At 61.8% G+C, this 16,750-nt stretch carries 13 protein-coding genes; 4 read left to right on the top strand and 9 right to left on the bottom strand.

Annotated elements, in window-relative coordinates; genetic code table 11:
• Positions 1-7: 7 nt before the first annotated feature.
• The 6 genes from ASU23_RS17995 to ASU23_RS17970 form a co-directional block, all read right to left on the bottom strand.
• Entirely contained in the window at positions 8-5,476 is a 5,469-nt protein-coding gene (locus ASU23_RS17995; protein ID WP_058038396.1) for a glutamate synthase-related protein, read from the bottom strand.
• Positions 5,477-5,658: 182 nt separating this feature from the next.
• Positions 5,659-6,702 carry a ParB/Srx family N-terminal domain-containing protein gene (locus tag ASU23_RS17990; RefSeq protein ID WP_003942919.1) on the bottom strand — a complete coding sequence of 348 codons (1,044 nt, stop codon included), beginning with the start codon at positions 6,700-6,702 and terminating at the stop codon, positions 5,659-5,661.
• 152 nt (positions 6,703-6,854) lie between these two features.
• On the bottom strand, positions 6,855-7,715 hold the full coding sequence (locus ASU23_RS17985) for a 3-hydroxyacyl-CoA dehydrogenase (RefSeq protein WP_030536170.1): 861 nt from the start codon (positions 7,713-7,715) through the stop codon (positions 6,855-6,857).
• A 15-nt stretch (positions 7,716-7,730) separates the two neighbouring features.
• Entirely contained in the window at positions 7,731-8,345 is a 615-nt protein-coding gene (locus tag ASU23_RS17980) for a TetR/AcrR family transcriptional regulator (protein ID WP_003943197.1), read from the bottom strand.
• A gap of 84 nt (positions 8,346-8,429) precedes the next feature.
• Complete coding sequence (locus ASU23_RS17975; RefSeq protein ID WP_058038395.1) at positions 8,430-9,026, bottom strand: hypothetical protein; 597 nt, start codon at positions 9,024-9,026, stop codon at positions 8,430-8,432.
• A gap of 4 nt (positions 9,027-9,030) precedes the next feature.
• Positions 9,031-9,489: a hypothetical protein gene (locus tag ASU23_RS17970; protein ID WP_058038394.1), complete on the bottom strand. Its 459-nt coding sequence runs from the start codon at positions 9,487-9,489 to the stop codon at positions 9,031-9,033.
• 101 nt (positions 9,490-9,590) lie between these two features.
• Here ASU23_RS17970 and pip point away from each other — a divergent pair, with 101 nt between their 5' ends.
• Positions 9,591-10,550 carry a prolyl aminopeptidase gene (pip, locus tag ASU23_RS17965; RefSeq protein WP_058038393.1) on the top strand — a complete coding sequence of 320 codons (960 nt, stop codon included), beginning with the start codon at positions 9,591-9,593 and terminating at the stop codon, positions 10,548-10,550.
• Here pip and ASU23_RS17960 read toward each other — a convergent pair.
• The gene (locus ASU23_RS17960) at positions 10,538-11,140 is read right to left on the bottom strand and encodes a TetR/AcrR family transcriptional regulator (protein WP_058038392.1); all 603 of its coding nucleotides are present in this window, start codon (positions 11,138-11,140) and stop codon (positions 10,538-10,540) included. The two genes, pip and ASU23_RS17960, sit on opposite strands and share 13 nt — an antisense overlap.
• 106 nt (positions 11,141-11,246) lie before the next feature.
• Between ASU23_RS17960 and ASU23_RS17955 the strand changes: the two genes are divergently transcribed.
• The gene (locus tag ASU23_RS17955) at positions 11,247-12,326 is read left to right on the top strand and encodes an alpha/beta fold hydrolase (protein ID WP_058038391.1); all 1,080 of its coding nucleotides are present in this window, start codon (positions 11,247-11,249) and stop codon (positions 12,324-12,326) included.
• Here ASU23_RS17955 and ASU23_RS17950 read toward each other — a convergent pair.
• On the bottom strand, positions 12,297-13,418 hold the full coding sequence (locus tag ASU23_RS17950) for an endonuclease/exonuclease/phosphatase family protein (RefSeq protein ID WP_058038390.1): 1,122 nt from the start codon (positions 13,416-13,418) through the stop codon (positions 12,297-12,299). The two genes, ASU23_RS17955 and ASU23_RS17950, sit on opposite strands and share 30 nt — an antisense overlap.
• Before the next feature lie 132 nt (positions 13,419-13,550).
• Between ASU23_RS17950 and ASU23_RS17945 the strand changes: the two genes are divergently transcribed.
• Entirely contained in the window at positions 13,551-14,843 is a 1,293-nt protein-coding gene (locus ASU23_RS17945) for an MFS transporter (protein WP_050655011.1), read from the top strand.
• Here the strand turns inward: ASU23_RS17945 and ASU23_RS17940 are convergent.
• A complete protein-coding gene (locus tag ASU23_RS17940; protein ID WP_232508959.1) occupies positions 14,818-15,831 on the bottom strand; it encodes an ABC transporter substrate-binding protein in 1,014 nt (337 codons plus the stop codon). The two genes, ASU23_RS17945 and ASU23_RS17940, sit on opposite strands and share 26 nt — an antisense overlap.
• An 88-nt stretch (positions 15,832-15,919) precedes the next feature.
• Between ASU23_RS17940 and ASU23_RS17935 the strand changes: the two genes are divergently transcribed.
• Complete coding sequence (locus ASU23_RS17935) at positions 15,920-16,747, top strand: transglutaminase domain-containing protein (protein WP_058038389.1); 828 nt, start codon at positions 15,920-15,922, stop codon at positions 16,745-16,747.
• Positions 16,748-16,750: the final 3 nt, after the last annotated feature.

Here is a 16,750-nt window from a genome sequence, read left to right as displayed (position 1 = left end):
GAGGAGGTCAGGACACCAGGTCGGGGATCGTGCGCGAAGCGAACAGTTCGTCGAAGTTCGGCAGTGATCCGAGCTTGTCCCGATTCTTGTTGTCTTGAAACAGAATCCACCCGTACGTCGCCGGGCTGTCCATGGCCAACACGTTGCGTAGGCTCAGCGCCTGCTTGTAGTCGTCGACCCGCTTGGCTGCAATCAGCGCAGCCAACTGTTCGTCGTCGTAGTCGGCCAGAATCTCTTTCGAGTACTTGACCAAGTGCTGGACGAGGGCGAAGTCCTCGGTCAGCACCAGGTTTCGGGCCGCTTTCTGCACTGCTGGATCGTCGGGTCCGGACGCACCCGGCGTGCGGGCGGTGGCGAGTTGTTGCGCGAAGTGAAGCACGGTGTACTCACTGAGCAGCGCATACATCGTCGCCGTATCGGTCTCGCCGTAGGCAGGGACTGCTCCGTTCAGTGCGGGGCGCCCGTCGCGCACTGCGAGTTTGAAGGTGCGGACCTGACGTGCTGCGATGGCGGACGCCAATTCTTCGAGGAGCTCTTTGTGCGACTTCGCAGCCAGGATTGCATCACTGTCCTGGTAGAGCATCAGTGCCTTGGGCATGGCGTAGACGAACGAGTGCTGTTCGACTTCCCAGTTCTCGAGCAGTCGGGTGCCGAGCGCGGATCCCGTTGCTTCCACATGCAGTTCGAGCAGGAGTTGTACTGCGTGGTTGTGGACGGCGGCAAGAGGGTCGGTCGCAGCGGTGATCGAACCCAGCAGTACGGAATCGGTACTTGCTCGCAGTGCCAGTTCGCCACGAGGGTCGTACTGGTAGAAGAAGCCACCACTCATGCCGTTGCCGACACCCTTGCCGAACTCGCCGAGATTCACGACAGCACCGTTGGTCATGTACTCGCCGGCGAAGTCTCCGACACCTTCGACGACAGCACTGGCGCCGGAGTTGCGAACTGCGAAGCGATCGCCTGCTTCACCTTCGACGAACACTCGTCCACCGGTGGCGCCGAAGAGTGCGAAGTTGCCGATCAACACGTTTCCACCGGCGTCACTGGAGCCGCCGCCTGGGCTGCGCACGGCAATCACGCCGCCGCTCATGCTCTTTCCTACGCCGTCGTTACATGTCCCGGTGTGTTCCAGGTGCATGCCGTCGTTGCAGAATGCGCCGAACGACAGGCCCGCAGATCCGGTCGTCAGGACGCGCACGCTGCCCGGCGCCAGGTAGCGTCGCCCACGCTCGTCGGTCAGTACTCCCGGAGCTAGAAGGCCGGCCGCTCCGTAGTTGAGTTCACGTTCGAGGTCGATCGCCAACTGACCACCGACGCTCTTGTTCCGGTTACCCAGGTGCAGTGCACCTTCGGCGAATTCAGGTCCGGACACGGCGACCGAGGCCTCGCCACGGTTGAAGAACACCGTACGAACCTCGTCCATGATCTTCTCGTCGAGCGCGTACTCACGTTCGAGGTACACAGGATTGTCGATGGTGATGTCCGGGGCGGACTCGAACATCGCGTCCAGCTTCAGATTGCCGACAATAGACGGGTGATCGAGCAGATGCAGGAGATCCGTTCGACCCCGCGCTTCCTGAAGGGACCGCATTCCCAGATTCGCGAGCAGTTCCCGAGTTTCGTGAGCGATGTTGAGAAGGTACTGCGCCATCGCGCGGGGATCGCCGTCGAACAGTTCCGGGTTGGTGGTCAGACCGGCGGGGCACTTGATGTTGCAGTTCTTGGCCATGACGCAGCCCATCATCATCAGCGCCGACGTACCGAACTCGAAGCTGTCTGCGCCGAGTAGGGCGGAAGTGATGATGTCGCTGCCGGTCTGATGCGCGCCCGAGCATCGCAGAACGACTTTCTGGCGAAGGCCGTTGGCACACAGAGCTTGATGGACCTCCGCGATACCGACCTCGGCCGCACGACCCGCGTATTTGAGGCTGGTCACCGAAGCGGCGCCGGTGCCACCGGTGTTTCCGGCGACGTTGATGACGTCGGCGCCGGCCTTGGCGACACCGACGGCGATGGTGCCGATTCCTTCCGAGGACACCAACTTCACGATCACCCGAATGCGAGCTGCCTTGCAGTCGTGGATGAGCTGAGCGAGGTCCTCGATGGAGTACGTGTCGTGGTGAGGCGGCGGCGAAACCAGTTCGACGCCGGGCGTTCCGCCGCGGGCGGCAGCGATGTCGACGGTGACCTTGGCGGCCGGAAGCTGCCCGCCCTCACCGGGTTTTGCGCCTTGGCCGAGTTTGATCTCGATCTCTTCGAGCATCGGATCGGCGAGGTAGCCCGCCCAGATTCCGAAGCGTCCGGATGCAAACTGCTTGATGCGCGATGCACGAATCGTGTCGTGGCGCGAAAGGTGTTCGCCGCCTTCGCCGCTGTTGGACATCGCACCGACCATGTTCGTGCCGTGCGCGACGGCTTCGTGCGCCGGAGCGTTCAGTGCGCCATGGCTCATGGCACCCGACGCCAACTTCGGGGTGATGTCGCTTGCACTCTGTACCTCGGAGAGAGGTACACCTGCCGGTGCGACCCTCAGCTTGGACAGGAACTCTGCCGCAATACCGGTTGCATTCAGCACCAGATCCGGGTCGGTGGCCTCGATGGTGACGTCGTCGGCAAAGGCGACGGAAAGAGCATCGCCGAGTGCTACCACCCGAGCGGTGTCGTCGGTCAATGGACCGTCCAGGCGAAGTGTGTACCGGTCGTCTGCGGCGGATTCACACTGGACTCCGCGCATCACGATCGTTGTGTTGCCGCGCACAGAGAATCGGCTGATCTGGTCGGTGAACTCGGCTGTCGTCACCGCAAATGTGACATCACCGGGCACGGAGATGACATCGCGCAACGCGGCTGGACGACGCGATCGTTCCGCAGCCATGACAGTGGAAAAGTCCCGGTACCCGGCGGTGATGTCGAAGTCGTCGATCTGCTCGGTGGTCAACCGGTCGAAGCTCGTCGCCCGGTATGCCCCGGCGTCGAGGCGGAAGGCGTCGTCGAGCCGTCCGAGCGGCAGTAGACGTAGAGCCTCGAATTGTTCTGTTCCGGAGGGACTGTCGAACGCGATCTTCTCTTCGGTGAGTTCGACGTACTTACGGACCGCGGTGGTACCGAACGAATGCCCTGCGCCGTCTGCACGCTCCTTGAACAGGCCGAGCAGTGGCAGATCCTTCTCGCCCCCGACTGCGCTCGCACGCTCGTGCCACTGCTTCGAGGTCACCGCGACGGTGTCGAAACCGACGCCACCCACCGGTGACTTCATGTTGGGGAACCACTGGCGCAGAACAGGGTCGGACGTATCGAGGAAGTTGGGTTCGAAAAATTCTCCGCCGATGTAGCTTTCGACGGTGCACAGACCGACGCGTCCCATCGTCTTCATCAGGGACTTCTCGGCGGCCTTCGCGAAGCGTCGGAACGCGGCATCCGGGTCAGCGGCGAACTTCTCCTCGGCTCGCAACTGAACGGACAGCGGGTAGACGGCGGAAGCGCCGAAACCGAGTGCGGCCGCAACGTGGTGTGAGGACTCGATCTGGCCGCTCTCGACGATGAGAGAGACGCGCAATCGCAGGCCCGCGTCGATGAGGCGTTGGTTCAATGCTCCGACGACCATGATCGCGGGAAGTGTTGCGCGCTCGTGAGATACGTGGCGGTCGGTCAGGACTGCGATTCCGCCCTGTTCGGCCGCGAAGGCTACAACAGCATCGCCGAGCGCGGTCATCGCGTCGACCATTGCCTGCGCGTCACCCTCGGCGGGGTAGAGCATTTCGAAGCGGCGGTGCGGAGTGTGGTTCTGTTCGCGGATCTTGAGCATGTCCAGGTGCCCGAGGATCGGCGAGGCGATGACGATCTGCTTGCCCTGTCCGGGGGACATCTTCGCACCCAATGCGACCCGGAGGGTCATACCGTCCGCTTCACGGATGCTGTCGAGGGGAGGGTTGGTTACCTGGGCGAATCGCTGCGAAAAGTAACGTGCCACACCGCCTTCGCGGTCGCTGAATGCGTTGATGGCGTTGCCGTAACCCATGGCGGAGACCTTTTCGGCTCCGTGCGTGAGCATCGGATCCATCAGGAATTTGAAACTTTCCTGATCCAGGGAGTACGCCATGTAGCGCTGATGAACCTCGAAGGTGCCGTTGTAACGGGTCGGGGAGCTGACTTTCTCCGCTGGCACGGCGGGAATGTCTTCGATCAGGATTCGCGATTGCTCCAGCAACGACTGGTAGTCGCGCTGAGCGGCAATCTTTTCCAGAGCTTCGCGGGCAGTGTAGGTATGGCGATCGCGATGATCGAAGTACAACATTCCGCCGGCCTCGACGCGGCCACGGTGAATCACCGTCTCGGGTGCGAACGCGATCTGTCCGGCTTCGGAGAATGCGCACACGTAGTCGTGTGTCTCGATCGTGCGTAGTGGACGCAGACCGAGGCGATCCAGGCGCGCACCGATGATGGTGCCGTCGCCGAACACCAGCGCTGCCGGTCCGTCGTTCTTCTCCTCGTACAGCGAGAAGTACTCGAACATCGCACGCACTGCGGGGGAGAGGGTGGTGTCGTTTTCCCAGGCAGGCGGCATCATCGAGACCACAGCCGTCACCAGGTCGACACTGTCCTCGATGACGCGTGCTTCCAGGGTCTGATCGAGTCGGCAACTGTCGGACTGGCCGGGCGGACGGACGATCGCACGTCGTTTTGCACTGGCGACAGCAGCTTCGGAGAGCCGATTCTTCTTGTCCGTGTTCAGTTCTCCGTTGTGAGCCATGAACCGGAACGGCTGCGCCATCGTGGGATGCGGGTCCGTGTTGGTCGAGAACCGCGTATGGAAGTACATCGTGTGCACGGCGTGATCGGGGTCGACCAGGTCGCGGAAGTACGGGATCACTTCGTCGGAGTTCAAGCGACCCTTGAGAACCTGAGTTCGCGCGCTGAGCGAGAGTGGGTACAACCCGCGTAGTGCAGGGGTGTTGTACGCGATGGCTTCGATGGCGAGCAGAGCTTCGTGCACGAGGCGATCGACAACCGCAGGCTCGGGACGCGGAGTGGGGACCTCGAAAATCCACTGCCTGATCGGAAGCTGATGCGCGATGGCTGCCGGCCGAATCGCCGAGTCGTCGACCGGCACGTTGCGCACAGCGAGGGTGGTGAAGCCTCGGTCCAGAAGTTCGCGTTCCACCAGAGCGGCTGCACGAGCATGCTGAGCATCGTTGTCCGGAAGGAAGAAGTTGCCGACGCAGAAGCGGCCGGCGCGGAGATCTGAGCGCCCGGTGACCTTGCGGAAGAACCGGAGGGAGAGGTCCACCGAGACACCGCCGCCGTCGCCGACGCCCTCGGAAGACATACCGCCGCGGTGCGGTACCGAGCAGAGTGCTTCTCGCCCCTTGATCAGGACATCGTGGGTCTGCACGCCGTCCTTGCGCGTGATGAACCCGACCCCGCAACTGCTCTTGTCATCTGCGGGGTCGTACAAACCGACGATGGACGTGCTCACTGCAGCAACCTTCTCCCTGTCCTGGTTGCCCGGAGATTGTTCGACCGGGCAGATACGACGGCATGTATTCCGTCAGGGCAGGGCGTCGCTGCTTCGATGAAGCGGCACCCGAATGGGTTCAGACTACTGAGTAGAGGCTTACCTTAGTCAAGTCTGCTTGGTGTGACTTGGATCTGAGCAGGTCAGAGGGTTGCTTTGTAGGCAAGTGCGTAGGCGATCTTGCCCGGCTTGTCGTCTGTGTACGGCTTGGACAGCTTTGCGAACTCGCCCTTGGACTCGGCTTTGCCGTCGTTCCAGGCCGACAGGACGCCAAGATCGGTGGCAGTGAATCCGCTGTCGACGACGGCATCGCCCGTCAACGCTGTCTGTGCTTTGGTCACCGACTTCACGGTGCCCAGGTAGCTGGAGAGATCATCGCGATTCCAGTTGGTGAGGTCGACGGGCGCGGTGTCGCGGACCCAGGCGCCCCAGTAGAACTCCTGGAACGGAATCGTGCCCGCGGCGAATCCGATGTCGCGGGAGAAGTACATCAAGCTGCGGTACTTGTCGTCGGCGAAGTTGGCCAGGCCGACGCTCTTCGGCAGAGCCTGGACCGGTACCTGGTTTCCGTCGACGTCACGCGACCAGACCCACTTGTTCTTCTCCATCTCGGTCCAGAAGGCACCTTCACTCAAGCCGCTGAGGTTGCCGAGAACCCGCAGTCGCACGTGAAGGTCGGGACCGCCGTCGGCCGTCTCGATGAAGGACGTGAGGGTGTGGTGACCGTCGGTCAGATAGAGATCGCCGCGGGGACCGACGACCACGGTCTTCATGGGCGCGATGCTCTCCGCGGTTTCCTGACCCACCGGGAGCTGGCAGGTGAAGGACGACGGGTCCTTCAGTGTCGACGCCGCAGTAGCGGTCGCGGCCTGGATCTGGCCGTTCGCCTCACACCAGTCGTCGAACTTCTTGTTGATCGTGTCTTTTCCGAGCGTGTATCGCCCGAGCTTGTAGTACACCTCGTCGTAGCCGAGGGACGGTTGTGTCGCGTGAACGTCGCCGATGCGCACGTCCAGGAGATCACCTTCCTTGGCGCACAGGTACTCCGATCCGCCGGCGGAGCCTGAGAACGAACCGGTGGAGATTCCGCCACACGCGAGGGGAGCGGCGACAGCGGGAGTGCTGACCAATGTTCCGGCGCCGAGCAGTGCCAGTGTTGTGAGTGCCGAGATGGCGGAACGACGCATGTGGGGATCTCTCCTGATGATGGGTTCGCACGTGAAGAAGCTTGCGTCACAATCGCTCAGGGTGGTTTCGGACTTACTGACAACAGACGTCCGCGCGGTGGCTACCACGTGAATTCACGTCGTAACCACCGCGCGGTGAGCCGGTAAGTCGGTCAGCCCTTGTAGTTGTAGAAGCCCTCGCCGACAGCGACGCCGAGCTTGCCTTCATCGATGTAGTTCTTCTTGATGTAGTCGGCGAATTCGCGCTGCTTCTCGCCGCCCTGGGAGGAGATGTTGTAGACGGTGGTCAACCCGACGACGTCCATGATCTGGAAGGGGCCGAACGGGGCTCCGGTGCCGATACGCCACGTCTTGTCGACCATGTCGGGATCGGCGATGCCGTCGATCAGCAGGTCGGAGGCCGCGTTGAGGAGCGGGACCAGGAGCGAGTTGAGTACGTAGCCCGCCTTCTCCTTCTTGAGTTCGATCGGCACCATGCCGATGTTCTTCGCGAACTCGACGACCTCGCGGTACACGGCGGGGTCGGTGGACTCGGTGCCCATGACCTCGGCAGTGTTGTTGACCCACACGTGATTTGCGAAGTGCAGTGCGAGGAACTTCTCGGGGCGGCCGGTGAACTCCTTGAGATCGCTCGGCAGCAGCGTCGAGGAGTTGGTAGCGAACACCGTGTGCTCAGGAGCAACCGTGGCAAGCTTCTCGTAGGTGTCGCGCTTGATGGCGATGTCCTCGGGAATTGCCTCGATGACCAGGTCGGCCTTGGCGACGGCTTCGCCTAGATCGTACGAGTACGTAATACGTTGCAGCGCTTCGTCAGCCTTGCCTTCCTTGGCGCCCTCGACGTTCTCGGCCTTGTAGGCCGCGGCCAACGAGTCGAACCGAGCCTTGGCCTTTTCGATGACCTCGGCGTTGATGTCGTACGCGACGACGTCGAAGCCGTGGTAGGCGGTCTGATAGGCGATCTGTGAGCCGAGAACTCCGGTACCCAGAACGGTGATCTGCTTCAGTTCAGTCATTTTCGATCCTCAATCCTATTCGGTGGGTAGTCCGGCAAGCGTCAATCGGACCTGTGCGGCAACGATGTTCGTGAGTTCGTCTGCCGTGATTCGGTCCAATGCCGCGCGGGCTATTTCGAAGTGCAGCACGTTGGAAATCGTTCGCGCTGCAGTGGTGGTTCGGGTGGTGTGGTGGGGGTGTGCCTCGTGCAAGATTTGCGCAATCCGCGTTTGCAGGCGCTGCGAGAGTTCGAGGCCTTCGGCCCGGAAACATTCGCTGGGCTCACCGAACAGCACTTCGCGTTGGTAGATGCCGGTGTTCTCGTCGTTTCGGCGACTTGCGATCAGCAGGGGTGAAACCAGCTCGAGCACACGATCTTCTGTGCCGGTCGACTTGGCTTCACGCTCTTCTCCCAGCTCGATCTGCTTGCGGTATTCCGCGTTGTACACCATGAGAAGTAACTCGGCTTTGCTTGCGGCGTAACGAAAGAGTGTGCCGCCGGCTACATCGGCGCGGTCGGCAATTTCTTGAGTTGTGACTGCGCTGTAGCCCTTTTCTGCGAACAGTTCGGCAGCGGCGTCGAAGATGCGTGTCTGCTTCTCGAGTTTGTTGCGTTCTCGACGGCCCAGTTCTTGGTCCGGCTTCGTCATCCCGCTCACCCCGTTCCATTTCGGATCACGCTCATAAATGAGTCTACTCCGAAATATCAGGAGGGTGGAGTCTCCTCCGTCACATCACCGCAGTCCGCTGACCCAACCGGCGAACACGTCTGAGAACACGTCCGCTTCGCACGCATGCGCCGATTCGGGATAGGCGCACTCTGGGTATCCGGCGACGACGGTGGCAAGTTCGACGTTGCAACACTGTGCCAAGAGGCCACGCAGGAGATCTGCAGCCGACCAACCGGCAACGGATACCGCAGGGATCCCCTCTTCCTCGTACACCTTCACCAGATCGGCGTGCCTCCAGGACAATTCCTCGGCTACCAGTGCATCAGGGTTGAAAGACATGGCGCGGTCGAGTGATCCGCGCAAAAGTGAGTGTGGATCGTCCTCGCCGCGAAGCCTGGTCGCGAGATCGGCCGGCGCCTTCTGCATGACGAACATCCAGGGTTTGCCGTCGGGAAAGACTCCGCCGAAGCCTGCCACGTTGAACGGTAGGTGGCTACTGAGAAAATCGGTCTCCACGTCGACGTGCTGATCGTCGCCCAGATGAATGAAGTGACCGGAGGCAATCTCCTCGCCCATTGCCGGCTCAGCCCATGTGTTGTTCCACAGATCGGTCATCCGACTGCCGTCGGGAAAATCGAGTACCTCGAAGAGAAAACCCATGTCTCTACAACTCCCCGTCGAAGTGGGTGGTTACTCCACCGGTCAATCGAGAAACCGTCTGCGCCGAGGTCGCGAGGACGACTCGGCTTGTCTCGAAAGTCATCTCGTCGCGTTCGGTGTCCTCCGATTCGGGATCCTCGGCCAGTGAGAAGTCGAGTTCCACCTCTCGATCGGTGCTGGAACAGACCGAGATCATCAGCCCGAGTCGTTCGTCGGTGAACGACGGGAGCGAATTCTCGGGATGGAAGTCTGCAGCCGCGTGAAAGAAGAACGCCGCCAGCCGTTCGACAAACCCCTCGTCCGTGTGCCGGCTGAGGTATTGATTGAACCGATCGGGGCTGAGCAGCCCGACGTCGAAAACGAGTGTGGGTACGTCGGATTCGAAGACAGTGGCGGGAACCGCATGACTGCGAAGGAAGACTGCGGCGCCGCCGTATCCCGGCAACCTGAACCCATCACGCATCTGGTGTACTCCCGTCGCAGTGGTGTCCTGTCCACGCTAGGCCATTGCTCGGCCGCGTGCTGCCTACTCGAGTAGGCAGCTTGATGGAAGAATCACCGCCTATGACTGCTGTCCTGTACCCGCCCGTCGAGCCGTACGAGTCGGGGCTGTTGGAAGTGGCGGACGGTCAGAGTCTCTACTGGGAGACAGTCGGCAATCCGGCGGGCATTCCGGTTCTCTACCTCCACGGCGGTCCTGGTTCGGGATGCACTGTCGGCGCCAGGCGTTTCTTCGATCCCGAAGTCTTTCGCGCAGTTCTGTTCGATCAGCGAGGCTGTGGGCGCAGTCTTCCGCTAGCGAGCAGTCCGGACGTCGATCTGACCGTGAACACCACGGCGCACATTGTGGAAGACATCGAGCGTCTTCGTGAGCATCTCGGTATCGAGCGATGGATCGTGACGGGACTTTCCTGGGGCGTGAGTTTGGGTCTGGTGTACGCGCAGGCGTTTCCCGCGCGGGTACAAGCGATGGCCCTGGGCGCGATCACCGGCGGGACGAGGGTCGAAATCGAGTGGATCACCCGTGCCATGGGCCGGGTATTTCCGCGTGAATGGGAAGAGTTCGTGGCGCCGTTGCCGGTGGACGAGCGTGACGGAAACCTCCCCGCGGCGTACGCGCGACTGCTTGCCGATCCGGATCCTGTTGTGCGCGAGAATGCCGCGTTGCAGTGGTGCCGTTGGGAAGACGTGCACGTGTCGCTGATGCCGGGGTGGACTCCGAGTGTTCGATACCAGAATCCGGACTTCCGCCGGGTGATGACCAGGCTGGTTACGCATTACTGGGGTAACGACTGCTTCCTGGCGCCGAATCAGATATTGGACGGAATGGACCGCCTCGCTGAGATTCCCGCGATTCTCGTGCACGGACGGTATGACATTTCCGGGCCACTCGACACTGCCTGGGCGATCCACCGGCGTTGGCCGGGTAGTGAGTTGGTGGTACTCGACGACGCCGGGCATGGCGGCAGCGGATTCAACGAGGCAATCGTGGAAGCGCTGAATTCACTGGCTCATTCGGCCTGATCGAGTGCCCCGGCACGGGCCGCAGCCAGCGCGCCGGCAGCAGCACGATCGGCAACCGACTGGTCGACGGGTAGATCGGCGACCAGCAGGCGATAGTAGATGGGTGCGGCGACGGCCGCCAGAAGATCAGCGGCCGAGACCTTCTCGGAGATCTCCCCGCGCTCGACTGCTCGGCGGACGACGATGTCTGCCAGTTCGTAACGTGCGGAATAGAACTCGCGCTTGAGTCTCGCGACCTCGGGCGTGCGGACCGCATCGGAGAACAGCGCAGCCACCAACGCGCCGCCCGACTCGCTGGTCACCAGTGCGACTATCGATCTGGCCATCTCGCGCAGGTCGGATTCGATGGAACCGGTATCCGGGATGGGGACGGTGGTTGCCGATACCTCAACCGCCGCGTCGGCCACCAACTGGGACAGCGTGCTCCACCGCCGGTAGATCGTGGTCTTGTGGACTCCGGAGCGGGCGGCTATGTCCTCGATAGTCATCGCCGCGAATCCGCGTTCGGACAATTCGGCCGCCGTGGCTGCCAGGACGGCCTCGCGCACCCTGGCACTACGCCCTCCGGGCCGTTGTGGTGTCGAAGTCATGAGCCAACCTTATCGCAACAAGGTGTTGTGTTAGCTGGAGGCACGTGGTTCACTGAGCTAATGCAACTGATCGTTGCATTAGAGATGAATTGAGGGGTGTTTTCCCATGTCATACGAATTTCCTGTCGATCACCGAGGCCTCTTCGAAGAGCGCACAGGACAGTTTCTGAGCTTCGGGCTCCCCGTCTCGGATCTCGAGGAACTGCGCGCGTCCATCCACTCGACCTGGGCCGACGCGCCGGGTGGTTGGTCGTACGAGTGGTCGGCGTTGGCAGCAAAGTACTCCGCCGACGGCAATCATTCACTCGCGGCGATGATTTACGGAATCGCCAAGTTCCCCGTCCTGGCCAACGATTCGCGGCGCCGGGCCCTGCAGAATCAGGTGGACGAATACGTCAAGGCAGCACCGGGATTCGGGCTCGAGTTCGAGCGTCGAATCCTGTCCCTGCCCTACCGAAACGGCGAGATCGAGCTACCGGTACACATTCTCTCCGTGGACGGAAGGTACGAGGATGCGCCCGCCCTGTTGCTCAGCGGCGGCGTCGACGGCTGGAAGATGGACATGCATCCGTTGGTCAGTGCGTTCGCGAAGAACGCCGGAGTGACTGTTGTTGCCTTCGACCAGCCGGGAACTGGTGAATCACCGGTTCCTCTCGACGCTTTCGGTGACGAGGTGATCGACGGACTGGTGGCGACGGCTCGCGCCCTCGGCAATGGCCAGGTGGCACACCTGGGAGTCTCCTTCGGTGGCAACTTCGCCGTGCGGTCGGGGTTGACCGGCGCCGTCGATGCGGTGATCAACATCGGCGCCCCGGTCAAGGGCGCGTTCGAGACCGCGAACGCGGAGCGCCTGGTCTACGGCATGGGTGACATCGTCGGAAACGCACTGGGTTTCGATGCACCGGCAACCAAAGAGGCGCTGGTACAGGGTCTGCGTGCTTTCGATCGCAGTGTCTTGATGACCGCCGACGACGGCCGGACCCCGATGCTTGTGGTCAACGGGGCCGACGACGTTCACATCCCGCTCTCCGACACCACTCTCTTCGAGGAGCGCCCGAACACGCAGGTACACGTCATCCCGGATGCGGGGCACTGCGCAGTGACCAAGCTGCCCGAGTTGACGCCGATGATGATCGAGTGGCTACGAGATGCCCTGTCAGGAACCGCTCCACGAACCGGTCGATGATCCGCCGCCGAAGCTGGCAAAACGATACGTCGCAAGAACGGCCTTGTGATCGGTCGGCCACGGCGTCGGTGAAGCGATGAAGTTGTCCTGGGAGTTCTCCTGCACTCTTTTGTTGTGCACGATCGTCTTTCGCGGGCCGATGATCCCGACGGATCCCAGCTTCAGGTCGGAAGCGCGGTCGGCGAAGATGTAGTCGATCCGATCGCGTTCGTCTGCCTCGGGTGCCCAGGTGAGCTGTGAGGTGTCGACGTCGGGATTGTCGGACGGCCAGGTGAAGCCCGGGTGTGTGGCCGGGTTCGGGTACTTACTGCGGTAAGCGTCGACGAATCCGGCTTGGTCGAGCAGGCGGGTGGATTCCCAAGGAACGACTACACCGTTGTGGTCGAACAGATTTCGCGTGCTGTCGGTCCAATCCAGGGCCGACGGTTCGTTGAAATCGCCACCGAGGATGACGGATCTGCCCTTGGCCCGTTCTTTTGCCGCATCGTCGACGAACGTCGAAATTGCCTTGGGTCGTCCCGAATTGATGTTCACACGCTGAACCGTCTCGGGGTCCGTGACCGGACCGGACGGCATCTTGTTCCAACCGAACTCGGAGAACTCTCCGGGCTTGGGAACACCCGCGCCGTATCCGCGCGGTAGATACGTCGCGTAGGACGTGTAGGCCAGATGTGCCGAGTAAGCAGCGATTTGTTTGCCGTCGACCGTCACGACTGCCTTGATCATCGAGTTCAGGTCGGCTGTTTCCTCGATCGGAAACTTGGAGAGAATCCCCACGTCGGAGGACGCTGCTCCGTAGAAGGTGGTTCCTGATTTGGTCAGCATGTCGGCCAATGCAGTTGTCGCAGTGCCGGCTTCCGACAGGAGAACTATCGACGCCTGTGTCGAGATGATCATGTCGGCGATCAGCTGCAGGCCACCGTTGATCTTGGTTCCGCCGTGCCAGGTGTTGAGGGAGAGCACTTTGATCTCCTGCGCGGGGCTCGCCCCCGCGACGGAGGTATTGGCACCCAATGTAAATGCGCTCGCGGTGACTGTGCCCGCGGCTACCGCCATCGCCTTGACCATCTGGCGGCGCGTCAATCCATTCATCAAATCCCGGCTCTCGTTGTCGTGTGCTCGAACCCCCGGAAGATGATTACCATCGCTACCTAAACGGACAGTTAACCAATTGTAAAATGGCAGATTTCCACAGAACGCCGTGCGGGCAATAGTCTTCTGATCGTGGTACTCAGTGAGCGTTTCCCCGGTAACAAGACCTTCGCGAAGGTTCGTGTCCTGCCGCCGGTGGTGAAGCTGCTCCTCCTCTCGATGGTGCTGTTCAACATCGGGTTCTATCTGGTTGTCCCCTTTCTGGCGGTGCACCTTTCGGAGGACCTCGGATTTGCGGCCTGGATTGTCGGCCTCGTCCTCGGATTGCGGATGTTCAGTCAGCAGGGCATGTTCTTCATCGGTGGAAGCCTCGCCGACAGGTTCGGCAAGCGTCCGATCATCCTGCTGGGCATAGCCGTTCGTGTAGTCGGTTTTCTGATGCTCGGTCTGGCAGAAAGCATGAGCGCCGTGATCGTCGGCGTGCTCCTGGTCGGCTTTGCTGCCGCGCTCTTCGCGCCCGCAGTGGAGTCGGCCAACGCGGAGTACGGACGCGAACTCGAGTCCGCCGGAGTTATGCGTCGTACCGATTTGTTTGCAGTGGAACAGATGTGCAGCCGCCTGGGAACCGTGATCGGTCCGGCGCTGGGAGCTGCTCTCCTGATGTTTCCGTTCTCGTGGACGGCGTCGAGCGCCGCGTTGCTCTTCGCGATCATGTGGGTCGGGTTCTTCATCTGGTTCCCCCGACCGGGCGATGCCCACGACGGCCCGGTGTCGACCTATACGCTGCGCGACGTCTGGCGAAGTGTCCTGACCAACAACAACTTTCTGCTCTTCGCGACGCTCTGCAGTTTTCAGCTGGTTGCGTACAGCCAGCTGTACCTGATGCTTCCGGAACAGCTCGAGCGCGGAATCGGTTCGCAGTCGGCGCTGGGATGGTTCTACGTGGGCGCGGCGGTGTTGGTGATCGTCGGGCAGGGACCGACGGTCGCGGTTGCCCACCGCATCGGGCATCGGCGCGCGATCACCTTCGGGCTTGTGCTCATTTCGGTGTCGTTCCTGGTTCCGCTGGTCACCGGCGTCGACTCCGCAGCTTCGGCGTCGACGCAGATAGTCGGTCTGGCGGTGTGGATCGGGCTGCTGCACCTGGGACAGATGTTGATGGTGCCGCCGATGCGAGACACCATCGCGATCCTCGGTCGTGAAAGCAACCTCGGAGCGCACTTCGGCATGCTCAACACGATCGGCGGTCTGCTCGCGCTCCTGGGAACCGTGGGAGTCGGATTCGTGTACGACCTCGTCGACAACGGCCACGCAGCGCCGGCGTCACCATGGGTGATCGTTGCGCTCTGCGTGGCCGTGTCGGCTGTGGTGTTGTGGGTGTGGTCAGGCCGAACGAAAGTTATCGACCCGCGATCGTCTGATTGATCTTTGCGACGAAATCTTCCAGCACAAACGGAATGGTGAGCGGGTTCGGCATGGACACCGCGTCACTGACGATGGGGTCCAAGCTGATCAGGCCTCCGGTCTCGACCACGTTCAGATTGGTGAACGCCGGCTGCGACTCCATCTCGGCGCGAGCCTTCTCGTAGTTGTCGAAGAGCAGGTAGTCGCACTCGAGGAGGTCGTAGTTCTCGGCGGAGATCTCGTAGTTCAGCTTGCCCGCGAACCGATCCTTCAGTGCGGCAGGAGCCGTGAATCCCAGTTGCGTGAGCAGCTGAGCGCGCGCAGCCTCGGGGCTGAACGCTCGAAGATTTCCATCGCTCCAGCGAATGACGAGAGCTGCTGTCTTGCCTTCGAACTGGGGGTTCTCCGCGCGGGTGCGAACGATGAGGTCTTCGACTTCCTGAACCTCCTGCTTTGCCTGCGCGGGAACGCCCACAGCGGTGCCGATACGGGTCGTGACTTCCTGCCAGGGCAGAACCCAATCCGTCTGATCGGCGGCGTGCAGCACCGTCGGCGCGATGGCGCTGAGCTGCTTGTACAGATCCTCGTCGATCGCGTTGTTGACGGCGATGATCAAGTCAGGCGCTGCAGCCACGATCGTTTCGATGTCGAAATCGGTGGTGGCGTTGGCCAATGGCGTCGGCTCGGCGCCCTGGACTGCAGAGTCGGCCCAGACGCCGATTCCGTCGTCGGTCGATCCCTTCCACACCGGGACCAGGACGGGCGTCAGCCCGAGGGAAAGCAAAACGTCCGCGTCGCCGATACCGACCGCTGCGATGCGGCTGGGTGCCTGCTCGATGGTGGTGGAGCCGAACTTGTGGTCGATCGTCACCGGGAAGGCGTTGGCCTCGGCATGAGCACCTTCGGTGCCGGGAGTGGATTCGTCCTTCGCGCTGTCGCCACAGGCAGCAAGGGCGAAACCGGCTGCTGTTGCGAAAGTGACGGACAGCATGGCACGGCGGCTCAACATAGGGTTCACGGCAACCTCGGGTTTCATGGTTATGGGACCCTAACCATAGTGGAGTTGCTGTGTCGGCAGTGTTTGTTAACCTCCGCCCATGACGGCGGTTCTCGACTACACATCAGCAGGACCGTTCACCCGCATCGATGGAGTGGACCCGCTCGCCCTCGAGTCGCTCTCCACCGACCCCGTGAAAATATGCCGGGTAGTGCCGTACCTGGTGGTCCAACCCACCGATGCTCAGTCGCTGAATCTGCCTGCCGACCGATTCGACGAAAACCAGATCCGGCCGGCAAGCGTTCTGCTCCAACGCCTGCTTGCGCTCGATCCGGCACCGGTGACCTCCGCCCGTGAACCCGACAATCGGGTCGTCGGAACCTGTCGGCACTTTGCAGTTTCGAGTTGTGCGTTTCTGCGCTACCGCGGTTTTGCCGCCCGGGTCCGTTGTGGTTTTGCCACGTACTTTCAACCGGGACAGGGCGTGGACCACTGGATCACCGAGTACTGGGACGACGCGGGCAAGCGGTGGATCCGCATCGATTCCGAGATCCTCGGACAGAACGTCCTTCCTCACGCCCATGATCTGCAGTCGGGAGAATTCCTCAGTGGTGGTGAGGCGTGGTTGGCGTATCGACGCGGCGAGATCGACGGGTCCCAGTTCGGGGTGTACGGCACCGAGAACTGGGGGCCGGCCGAGATCCGCGGCAACGCTGTGAAGGATCTCGCTGCGATGAACAAGATCGAAACTCTGCCGTGGGACGAGTGGGGTCGTATGACGGACGCCTACGACGGAAAGACCGGCGCCGACTACGACCTACTGTTGGACGATGTCGCCGCGGTGTGCGCCGCCGACGATCCCGTTGCCGTGCGAGCACTGTACGAGCACGATGACTTGCGCGTGCCGGACAAGCTGATTCGTTTCTGAGAT

This window comes from Rhodococcus sp. KB6 (genome assembly GCF_001445685.1).
In the GTDB taxonomy this organism is placed as follows: domain Bacteria; phylum Actinomycetota; class Actinomycetes; order Mycobacteriales; family Mycobacteriaceae; genus Rhodococcus_F; species Rhodococcus_F qingshengii.
This window is presented reverse-complemented; position numbering and strand designations above follow the sequence as displayed.

What these genes read in the sequence shown, in the direction of transcription:
- ASU23_RS17990 (WP_003942919.1), bottom strand. Translation starts at nt 6,702, where the DNA reads ATGCGTCGTTCCGCCATCTCGGCACTCACAACACTGGCACTGCTCGGC.
- ASU23_RS17985 (WP_030536170.1), bottom strand. Translation starts at nt 7,715, where the DNA reads ATGACTGAACTGAAGCAGATCACCGTTCTGGGTACCGGAGTTCTCGGC.
- ASU23_RS17980 (WP_003943197.1), bottom strand. Translation starts at nt 8,345, where the DNA reads ATGACGAAGCCGGACCAAGAACTGGGCCGTCGAGAACGCAACAAACTC.
- ASU23_RS17975 (WP_058038395.1), bottom strand. Translation starts at nt 9,026, where the DNA reads ATGGGTTTTCTCTTCGAGGTACTCGATTTTCCCGACGGCAGTCGGATG.
- ASU23_RS17970 (WP_058038394.1), bottom strand. Translation starts at nt 9,489, where the DNA reads ATGCGTGATGGGTTCAGGTTGCCGGGATACGGCGGCGCCGCAGTCTTC.
- pip (WP_058038393.1), top strand. Translation starts at nt 9,591, where the DNA reads ATGACTGCTGTCCTGTACCCGCCCGTCGAGCCGTACGAGTCGGGGCTG.
- ASU23_RS17960 (WP_058038392.1), bottom strand. Translation starts at nt 11,140, where the DNA reads ATGACTTCGACACCACAACGGCCCGGAGGGCGTAGTGCCAGGGTGCGC.
- ASU23_RS17955 (WP_058038391.1), top strand. Translation starts at nt 11,247, where the DNA reads ATGTCATACGAATTTCCTGTCGATCACCGAGGCCTCTTCGAAGAGCGC.
- ASU23_RS17950 (WP_058038390.1), bottom strand. Translation starts at nt 13,418, where the DNA reads ATGAATGGATTGACGCGCCGCCAGATGGTCAAGGCGATGGCGGTAGCC.
- ASU23_RS17940 (WP_232508959.1), bottom strand. Translation starts at nt 15,831, where the DNA reads ATGTTGAGCCGCCGTGCCATGCTGTCCGTCACTTTCGCAACAGCAGCC.
- ASU23_RS17935 (WP_058038389.1), top strand. Translation starts at nt 15,920, where the DNA reads ATGACGGCGGTTCTCGACTACACATCAGCAGGACCGTTCACCCGCATC.